Raw genomic sequence first — 24,010 nt, 5'->3', positions numbered from 1 at the left:
GGGACTAGAGATGGGAATCAATAAATCTCGGCTTGAACCGATTGTCTTCCATACGTTAAATGGTATACTGATGATCGCAATCGCGATTGTTACCCTGTATCCGTTTGTGAATACACTCGCCGTATCTTTCAATGCCGGTAATGACACCATCCGGGGTGGGATTTATCTGTGGCCTCGGGTATGGACAGATCAAAACTACAGAGCAGTATTTGCAGGAGGGACCATCTTCAGCGCCTTTGGTATATCTGTGGCGAGAACGGTTTTGGGGACAGTTTTAAGTCTATTCTTAACCTCCATGCTGGCTTACACACTAAGCCGAAAAGATTATATATTACGAAAGCCCATTACCATTACAGTTGTTCTTACGATGTATTTTAGTGCAGGTCTTATTCCAACTTACTTCCTAATGAAAGATTTGCATTTGTTAAACAACTTCCTGGTGTACATTATTCCTGGGCTGATCAGTGCATTTAATATGATTGTTATTCGAACCTATATCCAGACACTACCCGAGGGATTGATCGAATCCGCCAAAATTGATGGTGCTGGAGATTTCAGAACATTCATTTCCATTATTCTACCGCTGTGCCAACCGGTTCTCGCTACTGTTGCACTGTTCATTGCAGTCGGTCAATGGAATTCTTGGTTTGATACGTTTCTGTATGCATCTTCCAAACAAAACTTGAGCACGCTGCAATATGAGTTGATGAAACTATTATCATCTTCTATGAATTCCAACAGTAGTGCAGCCGTTGCCAATGGTGCAGATCTTGGTGCTGCGCGTAACATGGTCACACCTGTATCTATTCGGGCAGCGATTACGATTGTTGCGGCATTACCCATCTTAGTTGTATATCCATTTTTGCAGAAGTATTTCGTTCATGGCTTGCAGCTTGGAGGGGTAAAAGAGTAAACTTAATGCAGTTCCAGATAACCGATCAAAAACGGTCACTAGGTGACCGTTTTTTTATGTTTTTTTAAACGGCGGGCCGTAGTATGTCAATTATACACGAATCTAACTTATTCAATAATGTTGTTGACAATTAAATTAAAGTTACTATAATTTATATTTACTTGATTCACCAGTCAGTCTCTTTTCAGGGTGCCACTGCGCGCGAAAGCCCTATATCAAGAACTGTCCACAGCGCCTGACCATCCCGAGCTCTTACCATTTTATCAAGGAGACTGAAGAGAAAATGAAAGTATTAATCGTGGAAGACTCCATTTTCGTACAGAAATTGCTTACAAAGCTGATTGTTGATCATATTCCAGAATGCGAGATTCAGATTGCTAACAATGGAGAGCAAGGATACAACCTATTTAAGGAATTTCAACCTGATTTTATAACCACTGACCTGCTGATGCCTGGTTTGAACGGACAAGAAATGCTTCGTATGATTCGAGAAACGGATAGCAATGTCAAAATTATTATCTTATCTGCAGATATTCAGAAGACAACTAGGGATGAAGTTGAAATGTTAGGCATTTCTGGTTTTTTGAATAAACCGTTAACCGCAGAGAAGGCAACTACCATGATTCAACTGATTCAGGCGGCCTATCATGCTAAATGATTTACAGAAGGATTTGCTTACTGAACTAGTGAACGTTTACGTGGGACAAGCGGCTAACATGTTGTCAGAGATTGTAGACAAGCGTATCGTTTTGAATATTCCGGAAGTGGAACTAATCTCCATATCCGATGTTGATCCTGGAGATCGAAGATACAATATTTTCTTTAGTGAAGGTCACCTGTTTAGGTCATCCTTACAGTTCGGATACGAATTTCAGGGAAAAGCATTTCTGATGTTTCCTGTTGAGCAGGCTAAAGTATTGGCAAACATCTGTCTTGGAGAACTGGGTGAGAGCGTTATACCGAACGATCCGAACCTGATGGATACGGATTTGGACGTTTTGAAGGAAGTTAGCAATGTCCTGCTTAACGCCATTATTGGAGAATTCGGTAATTTCCTCGAGATCAAACTGGAATACGTCCTGCCTGATATTGAACTGATCTATGTCACCAATTCCGATCAACAAATATTGCTTCAGAATGAAGTTTATGTCCTGGTTTTACATACCTCGTTTTTACTTGCCGATACGGATGTGACAGGTATCATTGTCATAGCACTGAGTATGAACTCCATATCGAGCCTGCTGGCCAAAATGGACGCTTTGTTGGAGGCGGGCAATGGATAATCTTATTTCACAAGCTTTGAACAAAGCCCATATGGGAATAATGATCGTGGACAGGCATTTAAAAATTGTTGTGTGGAATGCCTGGTTGGAGCGCTTTACTGGCAAGAATGTAGAAGAGGTAGTTGGCTTAAATCTGCTTGAGGTCTGCCCACGGTTTAAGTCGAACATATATTTAAATATTTTGCAAAATGCGCTGTATCATGGACAGAGCAGGTTTTGCTCAAGCGCGTTACATAAGGCATTCATTCTTCCTAATGAAGGAGAGGATGAACAATTATTCAGACAAAATATGCATGTTGAACCACTCTATCATGAAGATCGGAGTTATGCCCTCATTCAGATTACTGACATGACACACACCAATACCAGGGTATATAAACTTAAAAATCTGATCAAAGAGCTGGAGACGGAGTACGCCAAAATCAAAATCTCCGAGAAAATCAGCAAGCATTTGTCTTTGCATGATCCACTTACCGGTCTGCCTAATCGTCTTGCTTATAATGACCGTCTTGCCTGGGCCATCAGTAATGCCAAAAGAAACCATAACAAACTAGCCGTCATGTTTGTGGATGCTGATGGGTTTAAACAAGTGAATGATACATATGGACACCATGTTGGCGATCAAGTGTTGCTGGAAATGGCAAAGCGATTAAGTGAAACAATTCCAAGTGCGGACACGGTAGCTCGGCTTGGCGGGGACGAATTCATCATTTTAAGCCATCTGAAAGATGATCACGATGCTGAAGTCATCGCCAAAAGATTGGAAGCTGCATTCAGTACCCATTTCAAAATTGCCGGAAACTATATTAACCTTTCGATGAGTATTGGTATCAGCCTATTTCCCAAGCATGGACAGGAGCCTTCCGAACTTCTGAGACATGCGGATGGAGCTATGTACAAGATTAAAAAGAATGGCAAGAATGGTTACGGAATTTATGAACCTGAAAATGCTTAAGAAATCTAAAAATGTCTTTTAATAAAGTTGCTATAATAGCAACTTTATTTGTCTATACAATTAACATAAGAAAAAATACATTTTTTCTATGAATAATATTTTTTTACATATGAAGATGAGAGAGTAGTTATTGAGTAATGTAGTAATCATTCAGCCAGTAATACTTATAAAGGAGTGTGCATATTGAATGTAATAGATGGGTCGATAATCGTACTTTTGCTGTTCAGTTTCTATATTCTATTACTGTACGGAATGCCCATTATCTTAATCATAGTGGGGTATTTCATATTTAAAGGGTACAAGAAGCGCAGGGGTGTGAAGACGAACGATAAGTCGGTGGCTCCTGATGGTCAGCAAGCTACTATTAAACCATAGATTAATGTTGATACCACGATATTGAGCGGGACCAGAGTAAGGCCCGATGGAGAGCCGCTATATTAGCGGCTTTTTTGGATTTTAAATAAGAAGAAGTCTGAAAGAGGCGATAGTCAACACAACAATAGGGATCACAAAACCTAATGTCACATTCAACAAGATAGAATTAATCACTCCCTTGTGGATGGTTTCACTATTGTTGACTGAAATACATCTTATAAATATGTCTTTGATGTTAAGGTAAGAAAACTAGCGAATCTATTTCAAAAAAACTGGAACAGTGCTATGATATAAAAGGAAAATAAATCTAATTATTACAATAAATTTAATATATTTACAGAGAGGGATTAAAGATTGAAACTATAATCCAAATATTTTTTATTATGAGGAGGATAAACTATGAATAAGAGAAAAACGAAGAAAGTTAGTACGGTAATGATTTGTATTCTATCGTTATTTTTGGCATCTTCAACAGTCCTGGCTAATACTGCATCTTCACCGTATAGTACACCCAAAATTAAGGGACACACGTACACTTTCACATCTGAAGTATGGACTCGGAATTTTACTACAGGTACGACTGCTGAAGCCGTTGCATCAGTGAAGGCTTCAGCAAGTGTTCCAAATGGATATATGGGAGCTATGGCTAGATTGTACACATCTGGCGGAAGCTTAACAGCTTCAAGTTCCATGACATATAATACGTCGAAAACCTCTAGTTTTTTTGTCTACTCTCCAAGAATAACGACTAAAACGACGTATTATGCTCAGAACGTTGGTGAATTCTATAATGGGAATGGATACACTCGGTATACTGGATACAAATCGCCAAACTTAAAGTTATCGAACGTAAATTCATCAAATGTTTTATTTGAAAACAACACTGAAACATCGGAAACGATTCACGAATTATTGCTTCAAACTAAATATGATGTCAATTCACAGGGCGATACCTATGGCTCAGCATTATCTGAACCAATCATTGGGGTTGAACCCGATTTGATTGCTGCAATTGGCACCAATGGAATCGAGGGTTATCTAAAAGCTGAAGATCTTACACCTAAAATCACTACCATCGAAGAAGCCTTGGCACAAACACAAGTGAATGGTACTGTTCGAACGATTCATTTGTATGATGTAGAAGGAGACAATATTATTGGAGAATTTGATGTAGTTACTGATTATAAAGTAGAATAGAAATTTTTCAGAGTAAAAAAGCCGCTAAATTGCGGCTTTTTTGGGTTAAGCTATCCATTTCAATTAAGTTGCTTAGCCGTATTCTTTTCCAAAGTCCTCCATCTTTTCAAGGATCGGTAGTAACTTCATTCCCTTGTCTGTTAACGAATACTCAACTCGCGGAGGAACTTCCGGATATACATCACGTTGAATAACACCATCATTCTCCAACTCTTTAAGCTGCTTTGTAAGGGAGCCTTGAGACAGATCTCCAAGGAATTTTTTGATATCCGTATATCGACGTGTTTCGTCTTTCAGGTACCATAAGATAAAATATTTCCAACGCCCAGAAAGGACATTCTGAGTAAAAGCTATGGCGTACATGTCACTTTTTCCATCTATAAACTCTTGTTCAAATCCTTCGTTGCAAACTCTCATTCATATCACTCCTGATCCAAAGGTACAAAAAGATGTACTATGTTCATTTAAATTGCCCTCTTTGCTAATAAAACAAATACACCTATGATGGTGTCAACACCAAAACAATTTTAGTTTACCTAAAGTATGAAAGAATAATTAATGTTATCTCGATGGAATAGTTAGCAAGCTAAATAAATATATCATAGAAATGAGTGACTGATAAGGGCTGGAAACAAACCGATATTCGATCATACTGTAAATTTTAACAAGGGAGATGTTTAACAATGAGTAAAAAAATTCGTACAGGTATCATAGGGGCATCCATTAATAACGGGTGGGCGAGTGGAACACATATTCCAGCTATTCAGCATTTGGATGAGTTCGAGCTTACAGCGGTTGGGACAAGTAATATGGTGAGTGCAAAGAAAAGCGCAGAAGCTTTCTATGCAGATCACGGCTTTGATAATATGAAGGAGTTGGCTCAGCATCCTGATGTGGATATGGTCGTTGTCAGTATTAATGTCAAGGAACATTATAACGCCGTTAAAGCCGTCGTGCCTGCTGGCAAACCAATCTATTGTGAATGGCCACTGGGGTCGAATACAGAGGAAGCGCTTGAAATGCAGGAATGGATAACGTCCGCACAACTGCCAAATGCGATTGGATTACAGGCTAGACAAGCCCCGGCCGTTCAATATGTTAAAGATTTATTGGCAGAAGGTTATGTCGGTAAAGTGTTGTCTGCCAACCTGAAGATCTCTATAGATGGCATGGGTGGCGTTGGTGACAAGTCGACTGCGTACTTGTATGACCGGAAAGTTGGAGGGAACTTGCTGACCATTGTAGGGGGCCATAATCTGGATGCCTTCACTTACATGCTTGGGGACTTTACAGAATTGTCTGCCACCACAGCTCAACAGTTTTCAGAAGTTGAATTGGTAGATATTCAGAAAGTCATCAAGAAAACAACGGATGATCAGATCATGATTACAGGGAAATTGGCTAATGGGGCAGCAGCCAGTGTTCATATTCAAGGTGGAGTCAAACATCAGACAGGACTCACACTTGAAATTTTCGGAGACAACGGCACGATTGTGCTGAGCGCCCCGGCATCCATTCAATTCGGATCACACCAATTACGCGGTGCAGGATCTACGGACAACGAGCTTCGTGAACTAACCATTCCCGATGCCTATTACTCGGCTCCACATTCTTTATATAACGACTCAGGAATTGTTCTGAACATGGCTCAGGCTTATCGTAAGTTTGCCAAAGATATTCAAGAAGGTACTACCTTAGCACCTAATTTCGCGGATGCGGTGAAACTTCATCAGTTACTGGATGCCGTCGAGAAATCAGCCCAGACCGGTGAACGTCAATATCTATAACCCTCACTCAACGGAACAAAATCCGATCCATCCAGATACTTAGCATGCTAAGTATATTCGCACTATTGAAAGGGCACACATATCTGTGCCTGTCCAGAACGAAGGAGAAAATCGTTATGAAAAAAAGAAGTGAAATGCAACTGGCTTTACAGATGGTTTCGGGTTATGGAGCCGAATTTAGCGCATGGAGAATGCCTGGCACGGATCCTGCAGCTTACACCAATATGGATAGTTATGTAGAACGGGCTAAATTAGCTGAACAAGGAAAATTTCAAATGATTTTCATCGCTGACACTCCAGGCTTATCCAATAATTTAGGCCCACAGACACCTATGTCCCCTATGGACCCCGTGTTGGCACTGATGGCAGTAGCAAGAGAGACACAACACATTGGGCTTGTTGCTACCCTTTCCACAACATTTAATTATCCCTACAACATTGCACGTCAGTTCAAAGCACTGGATGTTATCAGTCATGGACGTGTGGGATGGAATGCGGTTACCACATCCGACCCCCTAGCGGCGGCTAATTTCGGTGCCCGGGTTGAAAATCGCCAAGAACGATATGACAAGGCACATGAAAGCATACAAATTGTTCAGGCCTTGTGGGGGAGCTGGGAACCAGACGCTTGGACGTTAGATGTAGAAGGAGGGGAATTTGCGGATATGGACAAAATCCAGCCTATTAACCTTCAGGGTCAATATTATGCATCTCGTGGTCCTTTGCCCATTCCGCCCTCTGAGCAAGGGCAGCCAGTGATTTTCCAGGCAGGGGGAGGAGGTGAAGGATTAGAATTAGCTGGGAAATATGCTTCGGGAGTGTACGCCAATCCTTATGATATTACGTCTGCCCGTGAACACAGACAAGCCATAAGGCAAAGTGCTGCCCGTTTTGGTCGAAACCCCGATGATATCAAAATGTTTGCTGGTTTTATGTTTTCTCTGGCTTCAACGGAGGAAGAAGCTCTGGATCGTCGGAAACAGCTTATGAGCTTTAATCCTCAGGAAATTCCCAGCAGGGTAAGTTACCTCGGCTCCATGGTTGGTTTACCCTTATCGGTAAACTCCGTAGATATAGATCAACCTTTAGCGGCAGACTTGTTGAAAAATGCATATGCCAACCCCATGGACCCACGTTCTCCGAGAGCCTTAAAGTTATTAAAAGAAGGACTCTCTGTAAGGGATGTTCTCGCTCACGGGGTCATTAACTATCATCCGGTTGTTGCAGGCACCCCGACACAGGTTGCTGACTTCTTGGAAGAATGGTTTTTGGCTGAAGCATGTGACGGATTCTCAGTCGTGCCCGATGTATCTTTTGATGGCGTTGCAGATTTTGTGAATCAGGTAGTACCTATCTTGCAGGAACGCGGTTTGTTCCATAAGGAATATGAAGGAAAAACACTACGCGAGAATATGGGCGTTCCTTACGAATACGGATTGCAGGAACATGGAATCAACGAATAAAGGAGAGCGTTTAATGAATAACACACTCGAATTGCTTCATAACCATACATCGTTTCGTTCTTACACATCTCAACCCCTAACTGAGGAACAAATAGATGCAATATTTCAGGCAGCAAATCAAACTTCATCGTTCAGTCTTCTGCAGGCGGTATCCATTATACGCATCACAGATCCAGTACTTCGAAAAAAACTCAGACATCTGTGTGTCGATCAACCCTATATTGAAGAAGCGGCCGAATTCTGGATCTTCTGTGCAGATTTCAACCGAAATCATGAAATCGCTCCGGATGTGGATATTGAATATATTGAATTTCTGTTGATTGGTTCATTCGATGCTGGCCTGATGGCACAAAATGCGTTAACCGCGGCTGAATCGATGGGACTTGGCGGAGTGTTCATTGGTGGGGTCAGAGCCAATATTAGCGAACTATCCGACGTATTGAATTTACCTAAATATGTTATCCCTCTGGTGGGGTTATGTATCGGGAATCCAGCTGGAGATAAGCCGGAACTGAAACCTCGGCTCCCTCAATCCATGGTATTGCTTGATAATCAATACCAACCAATGGATCAAGAGAAATTAGCAATCTATGATGAGACCATGCTGAAGTATTATGAAAATCGTCCGACGAGAGCTCCTTTCACCGTAAAAAAAGTAAAAGGATGGAGTGACCATATCCAGGATCACCTCGAGAGAAGTATTCAACCGCAAATGATGGCCTATTTGAACAAGCAAGGTTTTGCCAAAAAATAAGGACTAAATCAATCTTTCGGGTGAAACTTGGATAGGAAAAGGCCCTTAAAGACGACACTAAGGTGAATTGACACCTGTATATCTCCATGATACATTTAGTCTGCTAAATATAATTCGGATGTAGGGAGGGATCGTTCATGACAGATACAGTAGATTGTGAAATTCGACAGTCTTTAGATCGAATTTCCTCCCAAATGCGACGAAATTATAGTGAATCTCTTCGGGAACTTAATCTCTATGTAGGACAAGATAATCTGTTGTATCGGCTGTGGTTGGGTGATGGGGTAACCCAGATGCAACTAAGTGAACATATGAAATGCGAACCACCAACGGTTACAAACATGGTCAAATCACTGGAGCAGAACGGATTTATATATCGCAAGCGTGATGTACAGGATGCAAGGATCATGCGTATCTTTCTAACCGATAAGGGCAAAGAATTAGAAAAACCGGTTGAGTATAAATGGAGAGAGCAACAAGAGAAACTACTTCAATCCATTTCTTCGGAAGATCGGCTGATATTGAGACAATTCATGCAACAAATGGAGCGAAATATTTTATAACTTATGCCAAGATTCACGTAATCTAAATAAATGAACGAAACAGAGCCGCTATTGTAGCGGCTTTTTTTATTGCCAATAGCTAAACTTCCCTGTCCAGAACAAAGAATTTGTACTGTCCGTATCCGAATTCACGATTACACCTCTAATGTTGGGATAAGATTGTGATAATTCAAGTTAATTTTGTTCATTTAGATGCTTAAGAGATTACAGTACACTGAAAGAACATACAAACGGAACACACTAAACATGAAAATGTGAGGAATTATAATTCGTTGGAGGTTTTAACGTGAAGACCAAAAATATCTGGTTTAATCAACCTGCTGGAACATGGGAAGAGGCATTACCTATCGGAAATGGAACTCTTGGAGGCATGATTTTTGGAAAAACACAGATCGAGAGAATTCAGCTTAATGAAGATAGTCTGTGGTATGGTGGTCCGATGCAGCGGAATAATCCTCAAGCACTTGAATCTTTATCTCAGATCAGAAGCCTGATTTTTGACGGTAAGATTAGGGAAGCAGAAGAACTTGCAGCAGATACTCTGGTAGGTGTTCCTGACGGGCAAAGGCATTATGAGCCATTAGGGGACTTCTATATCGCTATGGATCACAGTGAACATGAACCAAATGGATATCAAAGACATCTCGATCTGGAACAAGGCAAGGTAAACGTGAATTATACCGCAGATCAATCCATTTACAGCCGAGAATATTTTGCTAGCTACCCGGATCAAGTGCTCGTTGTTCATCTCAAATCTAGCGTGCCTGGAAAGTTATCTTTCTCCACTGTTTTTGGCAGGGGAACCGTTCTGGAATCAACATCCTATTCAGATATTCTTAAGCATCCTGTTGGTTTCCAATCCTATCTGGACCGGATCGAGAAGCGTGGAACGAATGACTTGATCATCCGGGGAAGAAGTGGGGGAGAAGAAGGAATCCATTTTTGTTGTGCGATTCGCCTTATATCTGAAGGAGGGCAGGTTCATTATTCAAGCGGCCAGCTTTCTCTGAAGGATGGTAATTCAGCGACTATTCTAATCACGGCTTGCACGGATTTCCGAGTACCTAAGGAACAACTTGAAGCGGAGTGCCTCCGAAGAATTGAGGCCGCTTCAACAAAGCCATATAGCGAACTGCTCGCCGATCATGTCTCGGACTATCAATCCTTATTCGAAAAGATGGATATACATCTCGAAGATGAAAATAAAGATGTGATATGTTCCGAACTTCCAATCGATCAGCGCCTTGAGCGGCTTAGAGCTGGTCAGCATGATCCGGAACTGCTGAGTCTATACTTTCAATTTGGTCGCTATCTGCTTATCTCAAGTAGTCGTCCAGGTTCTTTACCGGCAAATCTTCAAGGGATATGGAATAAAGACATGCTTCCTGTATGGGATAGCAAATATACGATTAATATTAATACACAGATGAACTACTGGCCTGCAGAAAGCTGCAATCTGTCTGAATGTCACGTTCCATTATTTGATTTTATAGATCGACTGCAAGTCCGGGGAAAGGAAACCGCTAGAACCATGTATGGATGCAAAGGGTTCGTTGCTCATCACAATTCGGATATCTGGGCAGACGCTGCTCCGCAGGATGTATGCATGACATCGACCTTTTGGACTATGGGAGGAGCATGGCTTTCATTACATCTATGGGACCACTACGAATACAATAAGGATGTTCAATTTCTCAAAAAAGTTTACGCCACGATGAAAGATGCGGCTATGTTTATTCTGGATTATCTAATAGAGGATCCTACGGGCAATTGGGTGATATGTCCTTCGTCCTCACCGGAAAATCGCTATATATTAGATAATGGAGAGTCGGGGGCTTTATGTTTTGGTGCTTCAATGGACAATCAGATTATTAGAGAACTCTTCACTCGTTGCATTGAAAGTACCCGAATATTGCAAGAGGATCAGGAATTTGGAGAATTACTCCGTGGTGCTTTAACCAAAATACCGGAGACCTCCATTGGCAAACATGGCCAGATCCAAGAGTGGAGTAACGATTATGATGAATTGGAACCTGGTCACAGACATATTTCCCATTTATTCGCTTTGCATCCTGGAACGCAAATTACGTTGCAATCAACACCTGACCTGGCCAAGGCAGCTCGTGTAACACTCGACAGAAGACTGGAACACGGTGGTGGACACACAGGATGGAGCCGGGCGTGGATTCTCAACATGTGGGCACGATTAGAGGAGTCGGAACTTGCACACGATAACATCGTGGAACTTCTACGTTCCTCCACGTTACCCAATCTGTTTTGTGACCATCCTCCATTTCAAATTGATGGGAACTTTGGAGGTACTGCAGGGATAGCAGAGATGCTTCTCCAGAGTCATAACGAAGTAATCAGATTGTTACCTGCTTTACCAGCAGCGTGGCCAAAAGGATATATTCGTGGTATTCGGGCTCGTGGCGGATTTGAAATAGATCTGGAATGGGAAAATGGTCGTCTATTCAGTACCAGAATTCGCTCTATTGCAGAATCAAGAGTAACCTTATCCTATCTGGACCAAAAGATAGAATTAACCTTTTCTGGCCCCAACGCTATGATTGAATTAAAAGGGGATAAATGGAATAACAAATAAGAACTTACCGATTACCTGAGCGAATACCCGCTGACAAAATTGTCGGGCGAATTCGCTCTTTTTCTTTGCTGAGATAAGATATAGGTAAGAGTTGGCGTGTTTTTGCTCAACGCAATGTTTAAAGAAGACTTCCATATTTAACAAATTTACCAGGTGAAGTGCCGACCTGCTTGGTGAAGCTGCGAATAAAATTGGCATAATCTCCAAAACCGGATTGATAACAGGCCTCTGTAATACTTAAACCTTCGATTAAATAAGATTTCGACAGCTCTATACGGCGACTAAGAATGTATGCTCGAATCGTGAGTCCGGTATGTTTTTTGAATTGTCGACTAATATAGCTGCTATTCGTGAACATAGCCTCTGACAATTGTTTGAGCGTCAGTTGCCTCGTCAGATTACATTCAATGTAATCCATCGTGTTTCGAACTAGTTCAGGCATAATATTCGTTGCAACAAAATCCGTATTTTGAAAAGTTAGATTCGTTAGAAGGAGTAACTGAGTAATCAAAATATTCCTCAGAATATCCGCTCCATAGTCACTTGATGAGAGACACTGTTCAAGTTCGCCAGCTAATTGTAGCACTCGTTGAAGTTCGTCCTCTTCAAGATGTACGATATTACCCTTACCCTTGGGACGGTAGTCGAAACATGCGGATAAGTTGGTGCTTGAAGTAGACAAGCGGTTCAGATATGACTTTTTCAGATTTATGGTGATTCTCTCATATTCGTGTTTGTCCAAGGCAAAGGAACGGTGCATCTCCTCCGGGTTAAGAACGAGCAGATCTCCACGTTGCAAATGGTAACAACGGTTCTCAATATAGAAGTTTACATTGCCACGAAGAAATAAGTAGAGTTCATATGCATTATGTCGATGATAAAACGTTCCCATATTATACGTGGTGGTGGTGCGATGAAGATACAACAGCTCATTCTGGATTGGATCAAACAGGTATTCTGAAGTCTCATTCATATCAGATATATGACCTCCTTGTCGTTTCGCGCAATAAATATAGCCGTTTGTGCAATGAAATTGCAGACGTGAACCTATAAAATGTAACCATCCTAGCATGATGGACACATAATTGCAAGCGTTTCCACTCAGGTGTGTACAACGCGATTGGAGGAAAAGATGGATCTGATTTTCACGGCTAGAAGTAGAGTGCAGGACAACGTAGAGTACACGGCATTGGACAAGCATGCTCTCAAAGCTAGCGTAAAAGTAATAAGCGGAAACGGCAGTGCAGAAGCTCCATGGCAAGCTGACATTCAGATTTACAACGAGGGCCAGAATGCCTGGGCAGGGGTAATTCATGTGGAAATGCCGTTGGGCAAACAGAATCCGAGGTTTTTTTTGCCTGCATTTATGTATGGCCGCAACCGGGGCGAAGCACCTCAGAATGTTCCAAATGAGTTCCCCAGACTAAGGGAGGGCAGTCCTTCTCGTCCTTCATCACCCTGGTGGATGGTAAGAAGTGATCGTCTGTCTCATCCAGCTGCACTTATCTATGATGAAGGTCGGATTGTTGGTCTAAGCGCAAGTCCCTACTGGATCAATACAGGAAACCAGAAGCAGCAATGGTATCCAGGAATGGAAGGAAATTTTGTGCAATATGGGGGATTCACATGTTCTATTGAAAAGGGTACGGTCGGATATACGTTGGGATATGAGAATGCTCCGTTGTTATTTATCAAATCCAGACTTGTCCATGAACGAGCTGCCCTTGGGGAAAACTGTTTTGAACTTGCGGCAGGTGAATCGGTTGGGCTCACACTTGAACTATATAACTACGAGTCTGAATCAGAACTGGGCATCAATCCAGCACTGGAAACAATCTATAAAAGGTATCACGAAAAACCAAGAGAAGGAAGTGACATTCAGACAACGGTAATGGATTTGTCCAATGCCATCTATGAACATGCCTGGCTTCCGGAGGATCGTCATTATTCCACATTTGTATATGAAGATGCTGCTGAAACCAGTGGCTACCGATACAACAAAATTATCTCAATCAGTTGGACAAATGGTATGACCATAGCTGCACCAATGCTTATGGCCGCACTGCGCCTGAATAATGAGCCCATGCGACAGCAGGCGTTATCCTGTATTACCAATATTATCGAGAATGCCATGAATCCCGAATCCGGACTTCCGTATGACGCTTATCAGGATGGGATATGGAGTGTTAAAGGCTGGTGGTTTGACGGCATGCGTACCCCAGGACATTCCTCATACCTTGTAGCTCAAGCGATGTTCTACATTCTGAAAAGCTACGATTATGAGAAGCGCATTCGAAATGTGAGACACGATGATTGGCTTGCTTACGTCAAGCAAGTACTTGATCGTCTGGAGTGCACGAAAAATACGGATGGAGAATATCCCACCATTTTGTCAGAGCGGACCGGAGCAGGTCTTGAATATGATGCCTTTAGTGGGGTCTGGTGTCTTGCTGCCAAGGCATATTACTGTTGGTTAACCCATGATGAATCTTCTCTGGAAGAGCTTAGACGCAGTGAAGCCCACTATTACAACACCTATGTCCAACACATGGAATGTTACGGCGCTCCGCTGGATGCGGACAAGGCAGTTGATTCGGAAGGTATTCTGGCTTACATCAAAGCTGTTCGGTTTCTGCACGCGTTGACCGGTGACGAGCTGTATCTAGATCACATGAGAGATGCGATCAGTTATGAATTCAGCTTCAAATTTTGTTACAACTCACCTATTAAGATTCCGCCACTCAGTACATTAGGCTGGTCCAGTTCCGGGGGAAGTGTTACTTCAGTAGCTAATCCGCATATTCACCCCATGTCCAGCAATCTAGTGGATGAGCTGTTGTATTATGTTGGACAGCGGGAAGAGAATTATGTTCGTCAACGTATGATGGATACCATCGGGTGGGGTTGTCAGACCTATAATCGTTATGATCAAGAATTCGGCTATGGCAAAAAAGGATGGATGTCTGAACGCTTCTGTCATTCGGAAGGACTGGTCACTGAAAAATATGCGGATGGTACACCAGCCAGCACCTGGTTTTGCCTGATGCCATGGGCCAGTGGATAGATCATCGAAGGCCTCGTTGGCGACTATTGGGATTATGCACGACATGAATGAATGTATTTTGCAATAACTACAACAGTCACCATACTAGATGCCGCCGATAGGGAGACATGCTACCGGCGGTTTATTTTCGTTGGAGGAAAGGGGACACACGGATGTTAAAAGTATTACTGGTAGATGACGAGATGTATGTACGAAAGGGGCTGTATGAACTCATAAATTGGATGGATCTTAATATGGAGATTATCGGAGAGGCAGAGAACGGTGCAGAGGCATTAAATCTGATTGAATGCCTGCAACCAGACGTGATTATAACAGATATCCGCATGCCAATTCTGGATGGACTGGAACTGATACGTGCCGTAGAGAAAATGCCACATCTGGAACCTGTGTTCATTATCATCAGTGGTTATCATGACTTCAAATATGCACAGCAGGCAATCAGGTACGGTGTTCATGACTATATCCTGAAGCCTATTGATGATGAAGAACTGACGGCGACGTTGCAGAAGTCGGCTAATCTGATTTGCAATAAAAGAAAACATATTCTTTTGGCTGAGGGACAGGCCAGTAACATCATGCTGGAGGATGTGATCAAAGGCCATGTACAGAAGGAAGATGAACATCGATATGCCGAGATGCTTGGGATCAATCGTAACTCCAGTCTGCTTATGACTTTGATTGAACTTCAGACCGGATTAGATGCAATTAAAATTACGATTGAACAGCTACGTGAAGCAGTACATTCTCTGGAGAGTAATTTATGCAAAATGTTCATCAGTGAGCAACAACGCGGCATGTTTACTTTATTACTGTTGTGGCCTGATCATCATCAAGGGGGCTCGGCGTTACAGGATAAACTGCATAATATTCATATAACACTGAGCAAAAGGTTTAACCTGGATATCGGTCTTTACGCAGGAACACTCGTCAAAGAAATTGGTGATGTCCCACAATCCCTTATGGCGGCTGAAGAAGCAGCCAAGCATAAATATGCTGAAACTGGTGGTGTCGTACGTTATACGGAGATCAAAGACAAACCGCTGTTTGTTTTCAATGTGTACCAAGACGAGGTGGATCAATTAATCTTGAGCCTGGAAGAGGGGAATAGGTCTTCTTACCACAACATTGTAGAAGAGAAATTCAAATTGTTTCATATGAATCGATTTTCTCCTCAGGCTGTATCGGGTTCTCTTTTGCGTTATATAACGGGTATTCTTGCTGTAGTCCACGAAATGGGTGGTAATGATGAAGGTCTACAGCAGCTAAAGGAGCTGGCACAACAAAGTCATGAAGGTTGGAATTTACGACTATTGAAAGATGCTTTTCTCATCGCGTTGGAGGAAGCCGAGGATTATGTCTCTCATCTGCGGATGGAGCGATCCAAAGGTGATATCAGCAAGATCAAACGATATATTGATGCAAATTATACCGAGAACATCAATCTCAAGAGCATTGCTGCGCTCTTCTACATGAACCCCGTTTATCTTGGGCGATTATTCCGCAAAAGTTACAATCAATACTTTAATGACTATCTGCTCAACCTGCGGATTCATGAAGCGAAGAAGTTATTGCGCCAGACGGATCTGAGAATGTACGAGGTTGCTGCACGTGTAGGATTTCAGAATGCGGATTATTTTGTAACTCAGTTTGAGAAATTGGTTAAGTTATCACCTACAGAGTATCGCAATCTCCTTATGGGAAATGAGCAGCGAGGTGCACAATGCCAAGATGGAACCTGAATTACATGAAGCTTCGAGATAAGCTACTGCTTATGTATGTCTTATCTGTGTTTATTCCCATCGTTGTTACCAATGTGGTGTTCTACAATGTCACATCTGCCAATATTCGCAGTCAGAAAACTCGTGATGCCGGCATGGCACTGAACAATCTGAAGAATGACCTGCGAGTAACCATTGATCAGGGCGTCGGCCTCTCTTATTCGTTATATACTGACCCTGTATTCAATGACACCATCTCCCGTTCATTTCAGAGTCATTTTGAGTATATTGACGCTTATAATTCCTATCTAAAAGGGCAATTCTCCGGGCAAATGAATCAGGGGATTCGCTGGTATCAAGTGTATACCGATAATTCTACCATTTTATCTTCCGGTTATATTGATCGTTTAACTGACGATGTCCGCAACTCGGACTGGTATGTTCAATTTCAGGCATACTCCGCCCCTTATCCGGCATTGATCTCATCGGATCAGATGTTAAGTCTGGTTCAAAGGCTCGACAATCTGGACACTGGGGGGAGAGAGCAGTTACTTAAAATTGACCTGAATATGGATATGATCAAGCAGTATTTTCACAACAGCGGATTTGATGGAAAAGTGTATCTTCTTGATCCGGGGGGACACATCCAATTTTCAAATGATCCTACAGCAGAAGAAGCTCAGATAGGGAAACGTTACAGCGAGATCCAGTTTCCAAACAAAATGATTCCCTTTGAGATTACGTATACAGGTATTAACTATCTGGAAGGGTGGTCCCTGCATGGAGTGATGGATGAAGAAATTGTGTTGAAGGAGGTGCGGAAGTCCCGTTCCTTCGTCGTATGGCTGGCTTGCATTAATTTTGTCCTGCCTTCTATTATCATCGCGGCGATGTCCAGATCCATCCATGTCAGGCTGGTGCGTATTCTAAAACATATGAAAAAAGTAAAAACACAGAATTTCCAGACGATTCCGCCTGAAGATGCAAGAGATGAAATAGGTCAACTCACGATGGAATTTAATCGAATGACCGAGACGATCCATAACCTGATTCATGAGGTATATCTCGCCGACATCCAAAAGAAAGACCTGGAGTTGAAGCAGCAGGAAGCACAACTTCATGCGCTCCATAGTCAGATCAACCCACATTTTTTGTTTAATACGCTGGAGTCGGTACGTATGCGGAGCCTCATCAAAGGTGAGAAAGAGACTGCCAAAATCGTGCATAACATGGCCAAGATGTTTCGCAAGTCGATTAGTTGGAATCAGAATGATGTGACAGTGAAGGAAGAATTGGAACTCATCGAGAGTTTTTTGCAAATTCAGAAATACCGCTTTGGAGAAAAACTCCAATATACCATTGAGGCAGATCCTGCGGTACTGATGTACCGAATCCCCAAGATGGTTATCCTTCCCTTTGTTGAGAATGCAAGTATTCATGGAATTGAGTCATCTCCGGGAGTAGGCATCATTCAACTCTTTGTTTCAATGGAAAATGACCAGCTCCATATCAGACTAACGGATAACGGTATAGGGATGTCACAAGCAAAATTGGAAGAGTTGTTAAGTTACCTGGATCAAAACACCGATATGGGAGAGCATGTTGGCATGAAAAATGCGTATAGTCGCTTAAAACTTTGTTATAAAAATGACTTTACATTCGACATCCAGACATGGGAAGGAGAAGGTACGCATATCCAAATTAAGCTCCCACTTGATCCATCAGCCATGCCAGGCGACTAAATACGAGGGATATACTTTTCAAAGTAGGAGGTACACTTTCATGGGTAACTTTGAAAGCGCTATCTTGATATATTGAGAAGGCTTAAAGACACAAACAATACTTTAAGGGGGCATTTGCTACATGTTTAGAAAAAAAAACATTATAACAGGTCTGGCCATTTTACTGGCTGTAACCCTGGCAGGTTGTAATAAAGCCAGCCCGGAAGCCTCTTATCCTGACAGTAATGACAACACCCTGGTCACCTTTAAATATTTCACGTTTGGCTGTGGCAAGAAGGACATTCTGGCAAGCAACACGACCATTGGCAAGAAGCTACAGGAACAAACAGGCGTTGACTGGAAGATGGAATATCTGGTCGGTGACGGTGCAACCAAGGCAGGTGTAATGATTGCGAGTGGTGATTACCCCGATATCATCGACTCCAGTGGTGAAATGGCCAAATTGATGGATGCAGGATCTTTTATCCCGCTGGATGAACTGATCGATCAATACGGGCCTAACATCAAGCGGGTATACGGGTCTTATATGGACAAATTCAGACAGGAGGATGGAAAGATATACTTCTTGCCATACACTGCCAACATCGGTTATGTGTCAGAGCCTAATTTTCAGACCGGCTTTTATATTCAGCGTGCTGTGTTAAAAGAGTTTAACTACCCCAAGATCAAAACGCTGGACGAATATTTTGACTTGATTGAGCAATACAAGCAAAAGCATCCGCAGATCGATGGAAAAGAAACCATCGGCTTCGCCACACTTGCTGGTGAATCGGGCAGCTTTTTCACCCTGCTAAATCCGGCTATGCATCTGGCAGGTTATCCAAACGATGGCAGTGTGATGGTGGATATGCAGAGTCATGAAGCCAAACTGGTAGCCGGATCTGATTATCAGAAACAATGGATTCAGAAGCTGAGCGAGTTTAACGCACAGGGGATGTTTGATCCAGAATCCTTCACAATGAACCAGGATCAGTATCTCGCCAAGTTGACGTCCGGTCGGGTGCTGGGATATTTCAGTTACTCCTGGCAAGTTGGAGACGCAACGAACAACCTCAAGAAGGCTGGTATTGACGATAAACGATACGTATCTCTACCAATCGTATTTGATGACAGTGTCAAAGACCAGTATGTGGACCCGCCAGGTTTTGTGAACAACTACGGTGTCGGAATTACCGTAAATGCCAAAGATCCCGTGCGAATTATTAAATATTTTGATAATTTGCTCAAGGAAGAAAACCAGATTCTGGTTCAATGGGGTGTTGAGAACGAGACGTATAGTGTGAATGATGAGGGTCGCTTTTACTTTGAAAATGATGACCAACGCAAGGCACATGAAGATCCAGAATTAAGTCGTAAATTCGGCTTTGACTATTTTAATTACAGCTGGCCTCGTTACGGGAATAACTCCGTGCTGGAGGATGGCAACGCCTATGGACCGGGCAACCAACCAGAAGTGGCTACCTTTAGTTACACGGACGGTGACAAGCTGTTGTTAGAGAAATATGGTGTGGAGACATTCACAGAACTATTCAGTACACCGGATGAGCGTCCTTGGTCTCCTGCTTGGTCTATTGCACTGGAGCAGGGCTCTCCTGAACAGATTTTTATCACCAAGGCAGAAGACCTCCAGAAGAAATATTTACCCAAAATGATTATGGATTCGCCTTCCACTTTCGAGAACACATGGAATGAATATATGAGTCAATTGAATCAACTCGACAAGAAAACATACGAAGCTACGATAACACAGGCAGTTAAGGATCGTGTAGCTGGCAAATGGTGAGTGTAATCCATAAGAGAAAACACGGAACGGGGGAATATTCACATGTTAAAACCAAAATTTAGAACAGCGGGTTTAGCTGTATTACTAACAGCTTTGCTGGCTGGGTGCAGTCAAAACAGTTCGTCATCAGCGCCTTCAGCCACAGGTGATGATGAGAACAGTCCAGTCACGTTCTCGTATTACATGTTCTCTCCAGGCAAGAAGGATGTTCTGGCAAGCGAAACTACCATCGGTAAAGCGTTGCAAGAGCAGACGGGTGTGGACTGGAAGATGGAATATCTGGTAGGTGATAGTGCTACAAAAGCCGGTGTCATGATTGCCAGTGGAGACTATCCTGATGTCATTAGCTCCAGTGGTGAGATGTCCAAGTTACTGGATGCAGGTGCCTATATTCCGCTGGATGATCTGATTGAGGAATACGGTCCTAATATCAAAAGGGTGTATGGACCATATTTCGATAAAATGAAAAATGCCGAAGACGGTAAAATCTATGCCCTGCCTTATACGGCTAATCAGGGTGAGTATTCAGGTAGTCCAAATGTGGGCGGAGGAGCTTTCTGGATTCAACGATCTGTGCTCAAAGAGTTTGATTATCCCAAGATCACTACACTGGATGAATATTTTGATCTAATTCAGGATTATAAGGAAAAACATCCAACTGTCGACGGTGCAGAGACGATCGGATTTGTGTCACTTGCGGGTGTGGCTAATAACTTCTTCACACTGCAAAATCCAGCGATGCATCTTGCCGGTTATCCGAACGATGGCAGTGTCATGGTGGACATGACTACCCATGAGGCAAAAGTCGTCGCCGGAACAGATGCCCAGAAAAAATGGATTCAGAAGTTAAATGAGGTCAATGCTCAAGGCATGCTTGATCCGGAATCCTTTACGATGAACAAAGACCAGTACTTGGCCAAGCTGACTTCGGGTCGTGTGTTAGGATACTTCAATTATGGCTGGCAGGTTGGAGACGCGTCGAAAAACCTGCTCTCGGCAGGCATTGATGAGAAGCGCTACGCTCCACTTCCGATTGTGTTTGATGAAGGAATCAAGGATCAGTATGTGGATCCTCCCGGCTTTGTCAACAACTATGCAACAGGTATCTCGGTGAATGCCAAAGACCCTGTTCGTATCATCAAATATTTTGATAATTTGCTGAAGGAAGAGAATCAGGTTCTGGTGCAATGGGGAATCAAGGATGAGACGTACAGTGTGGATGAAAAGGGCCGATTCTATTATGCAAATGAAGATCAACGCAAGGCTCATGATGATCTGGAGCTCAGCCGTAAATTCGGGTTCACCTACTTTGGGACAGACTGGCCGAAATATGGCGGTGAATCTACACTAACCGATGGTAACGCTTATAGCCCTGGCAACCAGCCGGAAGTGGCCGCTGCATCTTACACCGAGGGAGATAAGAAATTCCTTGAAGCCTACGGTATCCAAACCTTTAGTGAATTGTTTAACAAACCGGAAGAGCGGCCTTGGTTCCCGGCATGGTCCATCGCATTGGAGCAAGGATCACCTGAACAGATCTTCACCACCAAATCGGATGATCTGCAACGTAAATACTTACCGGAAATGATCTTGGGAGCACCATCGAATTTTGATAAGCTGTGGGATGCCTACATGGCTGAATTGAACAAATTGGACAAAGCTGGTTATGAAGCGACCATTACCAAAGTTGTGAAGGATCGTGTAGCAGGAAAATGGTAATACAAACACTTTAAAACAAACTGTTACATGCGCAGGAGAAGACGAAAGAGCATAAACTCCGGCTTCTCCTCGCATGAATAACAGCACAGGAAAGGAGCAGGTTCACCGTGGAGAAACCTAATGTCTCCCTTAACTCGATGCCTCCGGCCTCGAGTCCGAAGGGAACCAGAGCACACTCGTTCTTTAAGCGACTTGTGCAGCAACGAACGCTTGCCTGGATGTGTATTCCTTTTGTCATCTGGGCTTTTATCTTCAAGTACCTGCCGTTATGGGGATGGACCATGGCTTTTCAGAATTTCAAACCGGCGAGGTCCTTCTCCGATCAGCAGTGGGTCGGCTGGCATCATTTTAGTATCTTGTTTGAGGACAATACCTTCTACCGGGTGTTGCGAAACACACTTGTCATGAGTTCCATTAAACTGGTGTTGGGATTTGTGACAGCAATTACACTGGCCCTTTTATTGAATGAACTGAAAAATGTCATATTTAAACGTTTTGTGCAAACCGTCAGTTATCTGCCTCACTTTATCTCGTGGGTTGTTGCATCCAGTATTGTATTAACAGTCCTGTCACCAGATGGAATTATCAATCTGCTGATGATGAAGCTTCACCTGATTGACAGTCCGGTACTATGGATGGGGAAAGGAGAATACTTCTGGGGTATTCTGGGGGCAACTGAGGTCTGGAAAGATGTCGGTTGGAACACCATTATCTATCTGGCAGCGATTACGGCAATTGATCCTGCGCAATATGAGGCTGCCGAGATTGATGGAGCCAGTCGCTTCAAACGGATGTTATATATCACCCTGCCTGGTTTGAAACCGGTTATTGTGATCTTGTTGATCATGAACATGGGAAGTATTCTTGAATCCGGATTCGAACCACAATATCTGCTGGGTAACGGGATGAATATGGACTATTCGGAGAATCTGGACATCTTTGTACTGAAATATGGATTAGGGATGGGGAACTTTTCCTTAGGTACAGCAGCTGGCATATTCAAAACTGTGGTCAGCTTCATCTTCCTTTTCTCGGCGAACTATATAGCGAAAAAAATGGGAGAGAGCAGACTATTCTAAAAGGAGGCCTATGCCATGCGTAAAGGAAACACATCCCGCTTGCGGAATAGCAGCACCGGGGATCGAGCGTTTGACACCTTTAACATCATCTTCATGGTATGTCTGATGATTGTGACGATCTATCCCTTTGTTAATATGATTGCCGTATCTTTCAATAATGCAAACGATGCCATTCGGGGTGGAATATATCTATGGCCTCGTGTATGGACACTGGACAACTACAAATACATTTTTGGCGAATCTGATATTTATCACGCAACTCTGATCTCGGCGCTGCGTACGGTCATTGGAACCGTGGTGTCCGTCTTCTGTACAGCCATGCTCGCGTATACGGTTAGTCGTCAGGAATTTGTGCTTCGCAAGTTTGTTACGATGTTTTTTGTATTCACCATGTACTTCAGCGGGGGGTTGATCCCCGGTTATCTGCTGATTCGAGACCTTGGATTGATTGGTTCCTTCTGGGTATATATCATTCCGGGTGTAATTGGAGTCTTCAATATGATTGTTATCCGTTCATTTATTGAAGGTCTTCCTGAAGGCATTCTGGAGTCAGCCCGTATTGACGGGGCAGGGGAGTTCACGACATTTATCCGCGTTGTCCTGCCGCTAACGATTCCCGCAATGGCAACCGTATCACTCTTTGTAGCTGTGGGACAATGGAATTCCTGGTTCGATGTATTCCTGTACAACTCTTCCAATAAAGAATTAAGCACATTGCAATATGAGTTGATGAAGATTCTGCAAACTTCGACAACCTCAGCGACTTCATCAGCAAGTGATGCTTATCAGTCTGCCGAGAGCAATGCAACGGCGGTCACACCAACCTCGATTCGAGCGACCATGACCATTATTGCAAGTGTTCCTATTCTGATGGTGTATCCGTTCTTACAGAAATACTTTGTCCAGGGTATGACGATTGGTGGCGTGAAGGGATAGTCATGACCTGAATATAATTTCATTGAACTTATGAAAACGCAACAAACTATACCGTAGTAACGTCTATTCATCCA

General features: G+C 42.8%; 19 protein-coding genes. 17 read left to right on the top strand and 2 right to left on the bottom strand.

The features are described 5' to 3' along the window. Nucleotides 1-10 precede the first annotated feature (10 nt). The 5 genes from MKY28_RS11155 to MKY28_RS11135 all read left to right on the top strand — a co-directional run bounded on the left by MKY28_RS11155 (nt 11) and on the right by MKY28_RS11135 (nt 4,723). Entirely contained in the window at nt 11-913 is a 903-nt protein-coding gene (locus tag MKY28_RS11155) for a carbohydrate ABC transporter permease (protein ID WP_017688457.1), read from the top strand. A 283-nt stretch (nt 914-1,196) separates the two neighbouring features. Next, the gene (locus MKY28_RS11150) at nt 1,197-1,571 is read left to right on the top strand and encodes a response regulator transcription factor (RefSeq protein ID WP_340935987.1); all 375 of its coding nucleotides are present in this window, start codon (nt 1,197-1,199) and stop codon (nt 1,569-1,571) included. After that, nucleotides 1,561-2,196, top strand: a complete 636-nt coding sequence (locus MKY28_RS11145; protein ID WP_076253050.1) for a chemotaxis protein CheC — start codon at nt 1,561-1,563, stop codon at nt 2,194-2,196. Before MKY28_RS11150 ends, MKY28_RS11145 begins: the two co-directional genes overlap by 11 nt. After that, complete coding sequence (locus MKY28_RS11140) at nt 2,189-3,151, top strand: sensor domain-containing diguanylate cyclase (RefSeq protein WP_340935986.1); 963 nt, start codon at nt 2,189-2,191, stop codon at nt 3,149-3,151. Before MKY28_RS11145 ends, MKY28_RS11140 begins: the two co-directional genes overlap by 8 nt. A gap of 774 nt (nt 3,152-3,925) precedes the next feature. Beyond that, nucleotides 3,926-4,723, top strand: coding sequence for a hypothetical protein (locus MKY28_RS11135; RefSeq protein ID WP_036615847.1), 798 nt, complete (start codon nt 3,926-3,928; stop codon nt 4,721-4,723). A 72-nt stretch (nt 4,724-4,795) separates the two neighbouring features. On the opposite strand, the gene MKY28_RS11130 is transcribed toward MKY28_RS11135, so the two are convergent. After that, complete coding sequence (locus MKY28_RS11130) at nt 4,796-5,140, bottom strand: winged helix-turn-helix transcriptional regulator (protein ID WP_074095086.1); 345 nt, start codon at nt 5,138-5,140, stop codon at nt 4,796-4,798. 266 nt (nt 5,141-5,406) lie between these two features. Between MKY28_RS11130 and MKY28_RS11125 the strand changes: the two genes are divergently transcribed. From MKY28_RS11125 to MKY28_RS11105, 5 genes are all read left to right on the top strand, one after another. Further along, nucleotides 5,407-6,510 carry a Gfo/Idh/MocA family protein gene (locus tag MKY28_RS11125; protein ID WP_340935985.1) on the top strand — a complete coding sequence of 368 codons (1,104 nt, stop codon included), beginning with the start codon at nt 5,407-5,409 and terminating at the stop codon, nt 6,508-6,510. A gap of 116 nt (nt 6,511-6,626) precedes the next feature. After that, nucleotides 6,627-7,973, top strand: coding sequence for an NtaA/DmoA family FMN-dependent monooxygenase (locus tag MKY28_RS11120; protein WP_340935984.1), 1,347 nt, complete (start codon nt 6,627-6,629; stop codon nt 7,971-7,973). Nucleotides 7,974-7,986: 13 nt separating this feature from the next. Next, nucleotides 7,987-8,727: an oxygen-insensitive NADPH nitroreductase gene (gene nfsA / locus MKY28_RS11115; RefSeq protein ID WP_340935983.1), complete on the top strand. Its 741-nt coding sequence runs from the start codon at nt 7,987-7,989 to the stop codon at nt 8,725-8,727. A 137-nt stretch (nt 8,728-8,864) separates the two neighbouring features. Next, complete coding sequence (locus MKY28_RS11110) at nt 8,865-9,290, top strand: MarR family winged helix-turn-helix transcriptional regulator (RefSeq protein WP_036615834.1); 426 nt, start codon at nt 8,865-8,867, stop codon at nt 9,288-9,290. 286 nt (nt 9,291-9,576) lie between these two features. Beyond that, a complete protein-coding gene (locus MKY28_RS11105; RefSeq protein ID WP_340935982.1) occupies nt 9,577-11,895 on the top strand; it encodes a glycoside hydrolase family 95 protein in 2,319 nt (772 codons plus the stop codon). A 118-nt stretch (nt 11,896-12,013) separates the two neighbouring features. On the opposite strand, the gene MKY28_RS11100 is transcribed toward MKY28_RS11105, so the two are convergent. Continuing rightward, on the bottom strand, nt 12,014-12,868 hold the full coding sequence (locus MKY28_RS11100) for an AraC family transcriptional regulator (RefSeq protein ID WP_340935981.1): 855 nt from the start codon (nt 12,866-12,868) through the stop codon (nt 12,014-12,016). Between the two features lie 159 nt (nt 12,869-13,027). Here MKY28_RS11100 and MKY28_RS11095 point away from each other — a divergent pair, with 159 nt between their 5' ends. From MKY28_RS11095 to MKY28_RS11065, 7 genes are all read left to right on the top strand, one after another. Continuing rightward, nucleotides 13,028-14,959 carry a hypothetical protein gene (locus MKY28_RS11095; RefSeq protein ID WP_340935980.1) on the top strand — a complete coding sequence of 644 codons (1,932 nt, stop codon included), beginning with the start codon at nt 13,028-13,030 and terminating at the stop codon, nt 14,957-14,959. A gap of 152 nt (nt 14,960-15,111) precedes the next feature. After that, nucleotides 15,112-16,698: a response regulator transcription factor gene (locus MKY28_RS11090; protein WP_340935979.1), complete on the top strand. Its 1,587-nt coding sequence runs from the start codon at nt 15,112-15,114 to the stop codon at nt 16,696-16,698. Further along, nucleotides 16,680-18,419, top strand: a complete 1,740-nt coding sequence (locus tag MKY28_RS11085) for a sensor histidine kinase (protein ID WP_340935978.1) — start codon at nt 16,680-16,682, stop codon at nt 18,417-18,419. Before MKY28_RS11090 ends, MKY28_RS11085 begins: the two co-directional genes overlap by 19 nt. 121 nt (nt 18,420-18,540) lie before the next feature. Further along, entirely contained in the window at nt 18,541-20,202 is a 1,662-nt protein-coding gene (locus tag MKY28_RS11080) for an ABC transporter substrate-binding protein (protein ID WP_340935977.1), read from the top strand. Between the two features lie 42 nt (nt 20,203-20,244). Beyond that, complete coding sequence (locus MKY28_RS11075; RefSeq protein WP_340935976.1) at nt 20,245-21,921, top strand: ABC transporter substrate-binding protein; 1,677 nt, start codon at nt 20,245-20,247, stop codon at nt 21,919-21,921. 137 nt (nt 21,922-22,058) lie between these two features. Continuing rightward, nucleotides 22,059-23,000, top strand: coding sequence for an ABC transporter permease (locus tag MKY28_RS11070; protein ID WP_340937903.1), 942 nt, complete (start codon nt 22,059-22,061; stop codon nt 22,998-23,000). A gap of 15 nt (nt 23,001-23,015) precedes the next feature. Beyond that, nucleotides 23,016-23,936: a carbohydrate ABC transporter permease gene (locus MKY28_RS11065; protein ID WP_340935975.1), complete on the top strand. Its 921-nt coding sequence runs from the start codon at nt 23,016-23,018 to the stop codon at nt 23,934-23,936. The last annotated feature ends 74 nt before the right edge of the window (nt 23,937-24,010 follow it).

The sequence above is a fragment of the Paenibacillus sp. FSL R5-0473 genome (assembly GCF_038004565.1).
Taxonomy (GTDB): Bacteria; Bacillota; Bacilli; order Paenibacillales; family Paenibacillaceae; genus Paenibacillus; species Paenibacillus amylolyticus.
Note: the sequence above shows the minus strand (reverse complement) of the source record. Positions and strands in the feature narration are given on the sequence as shown.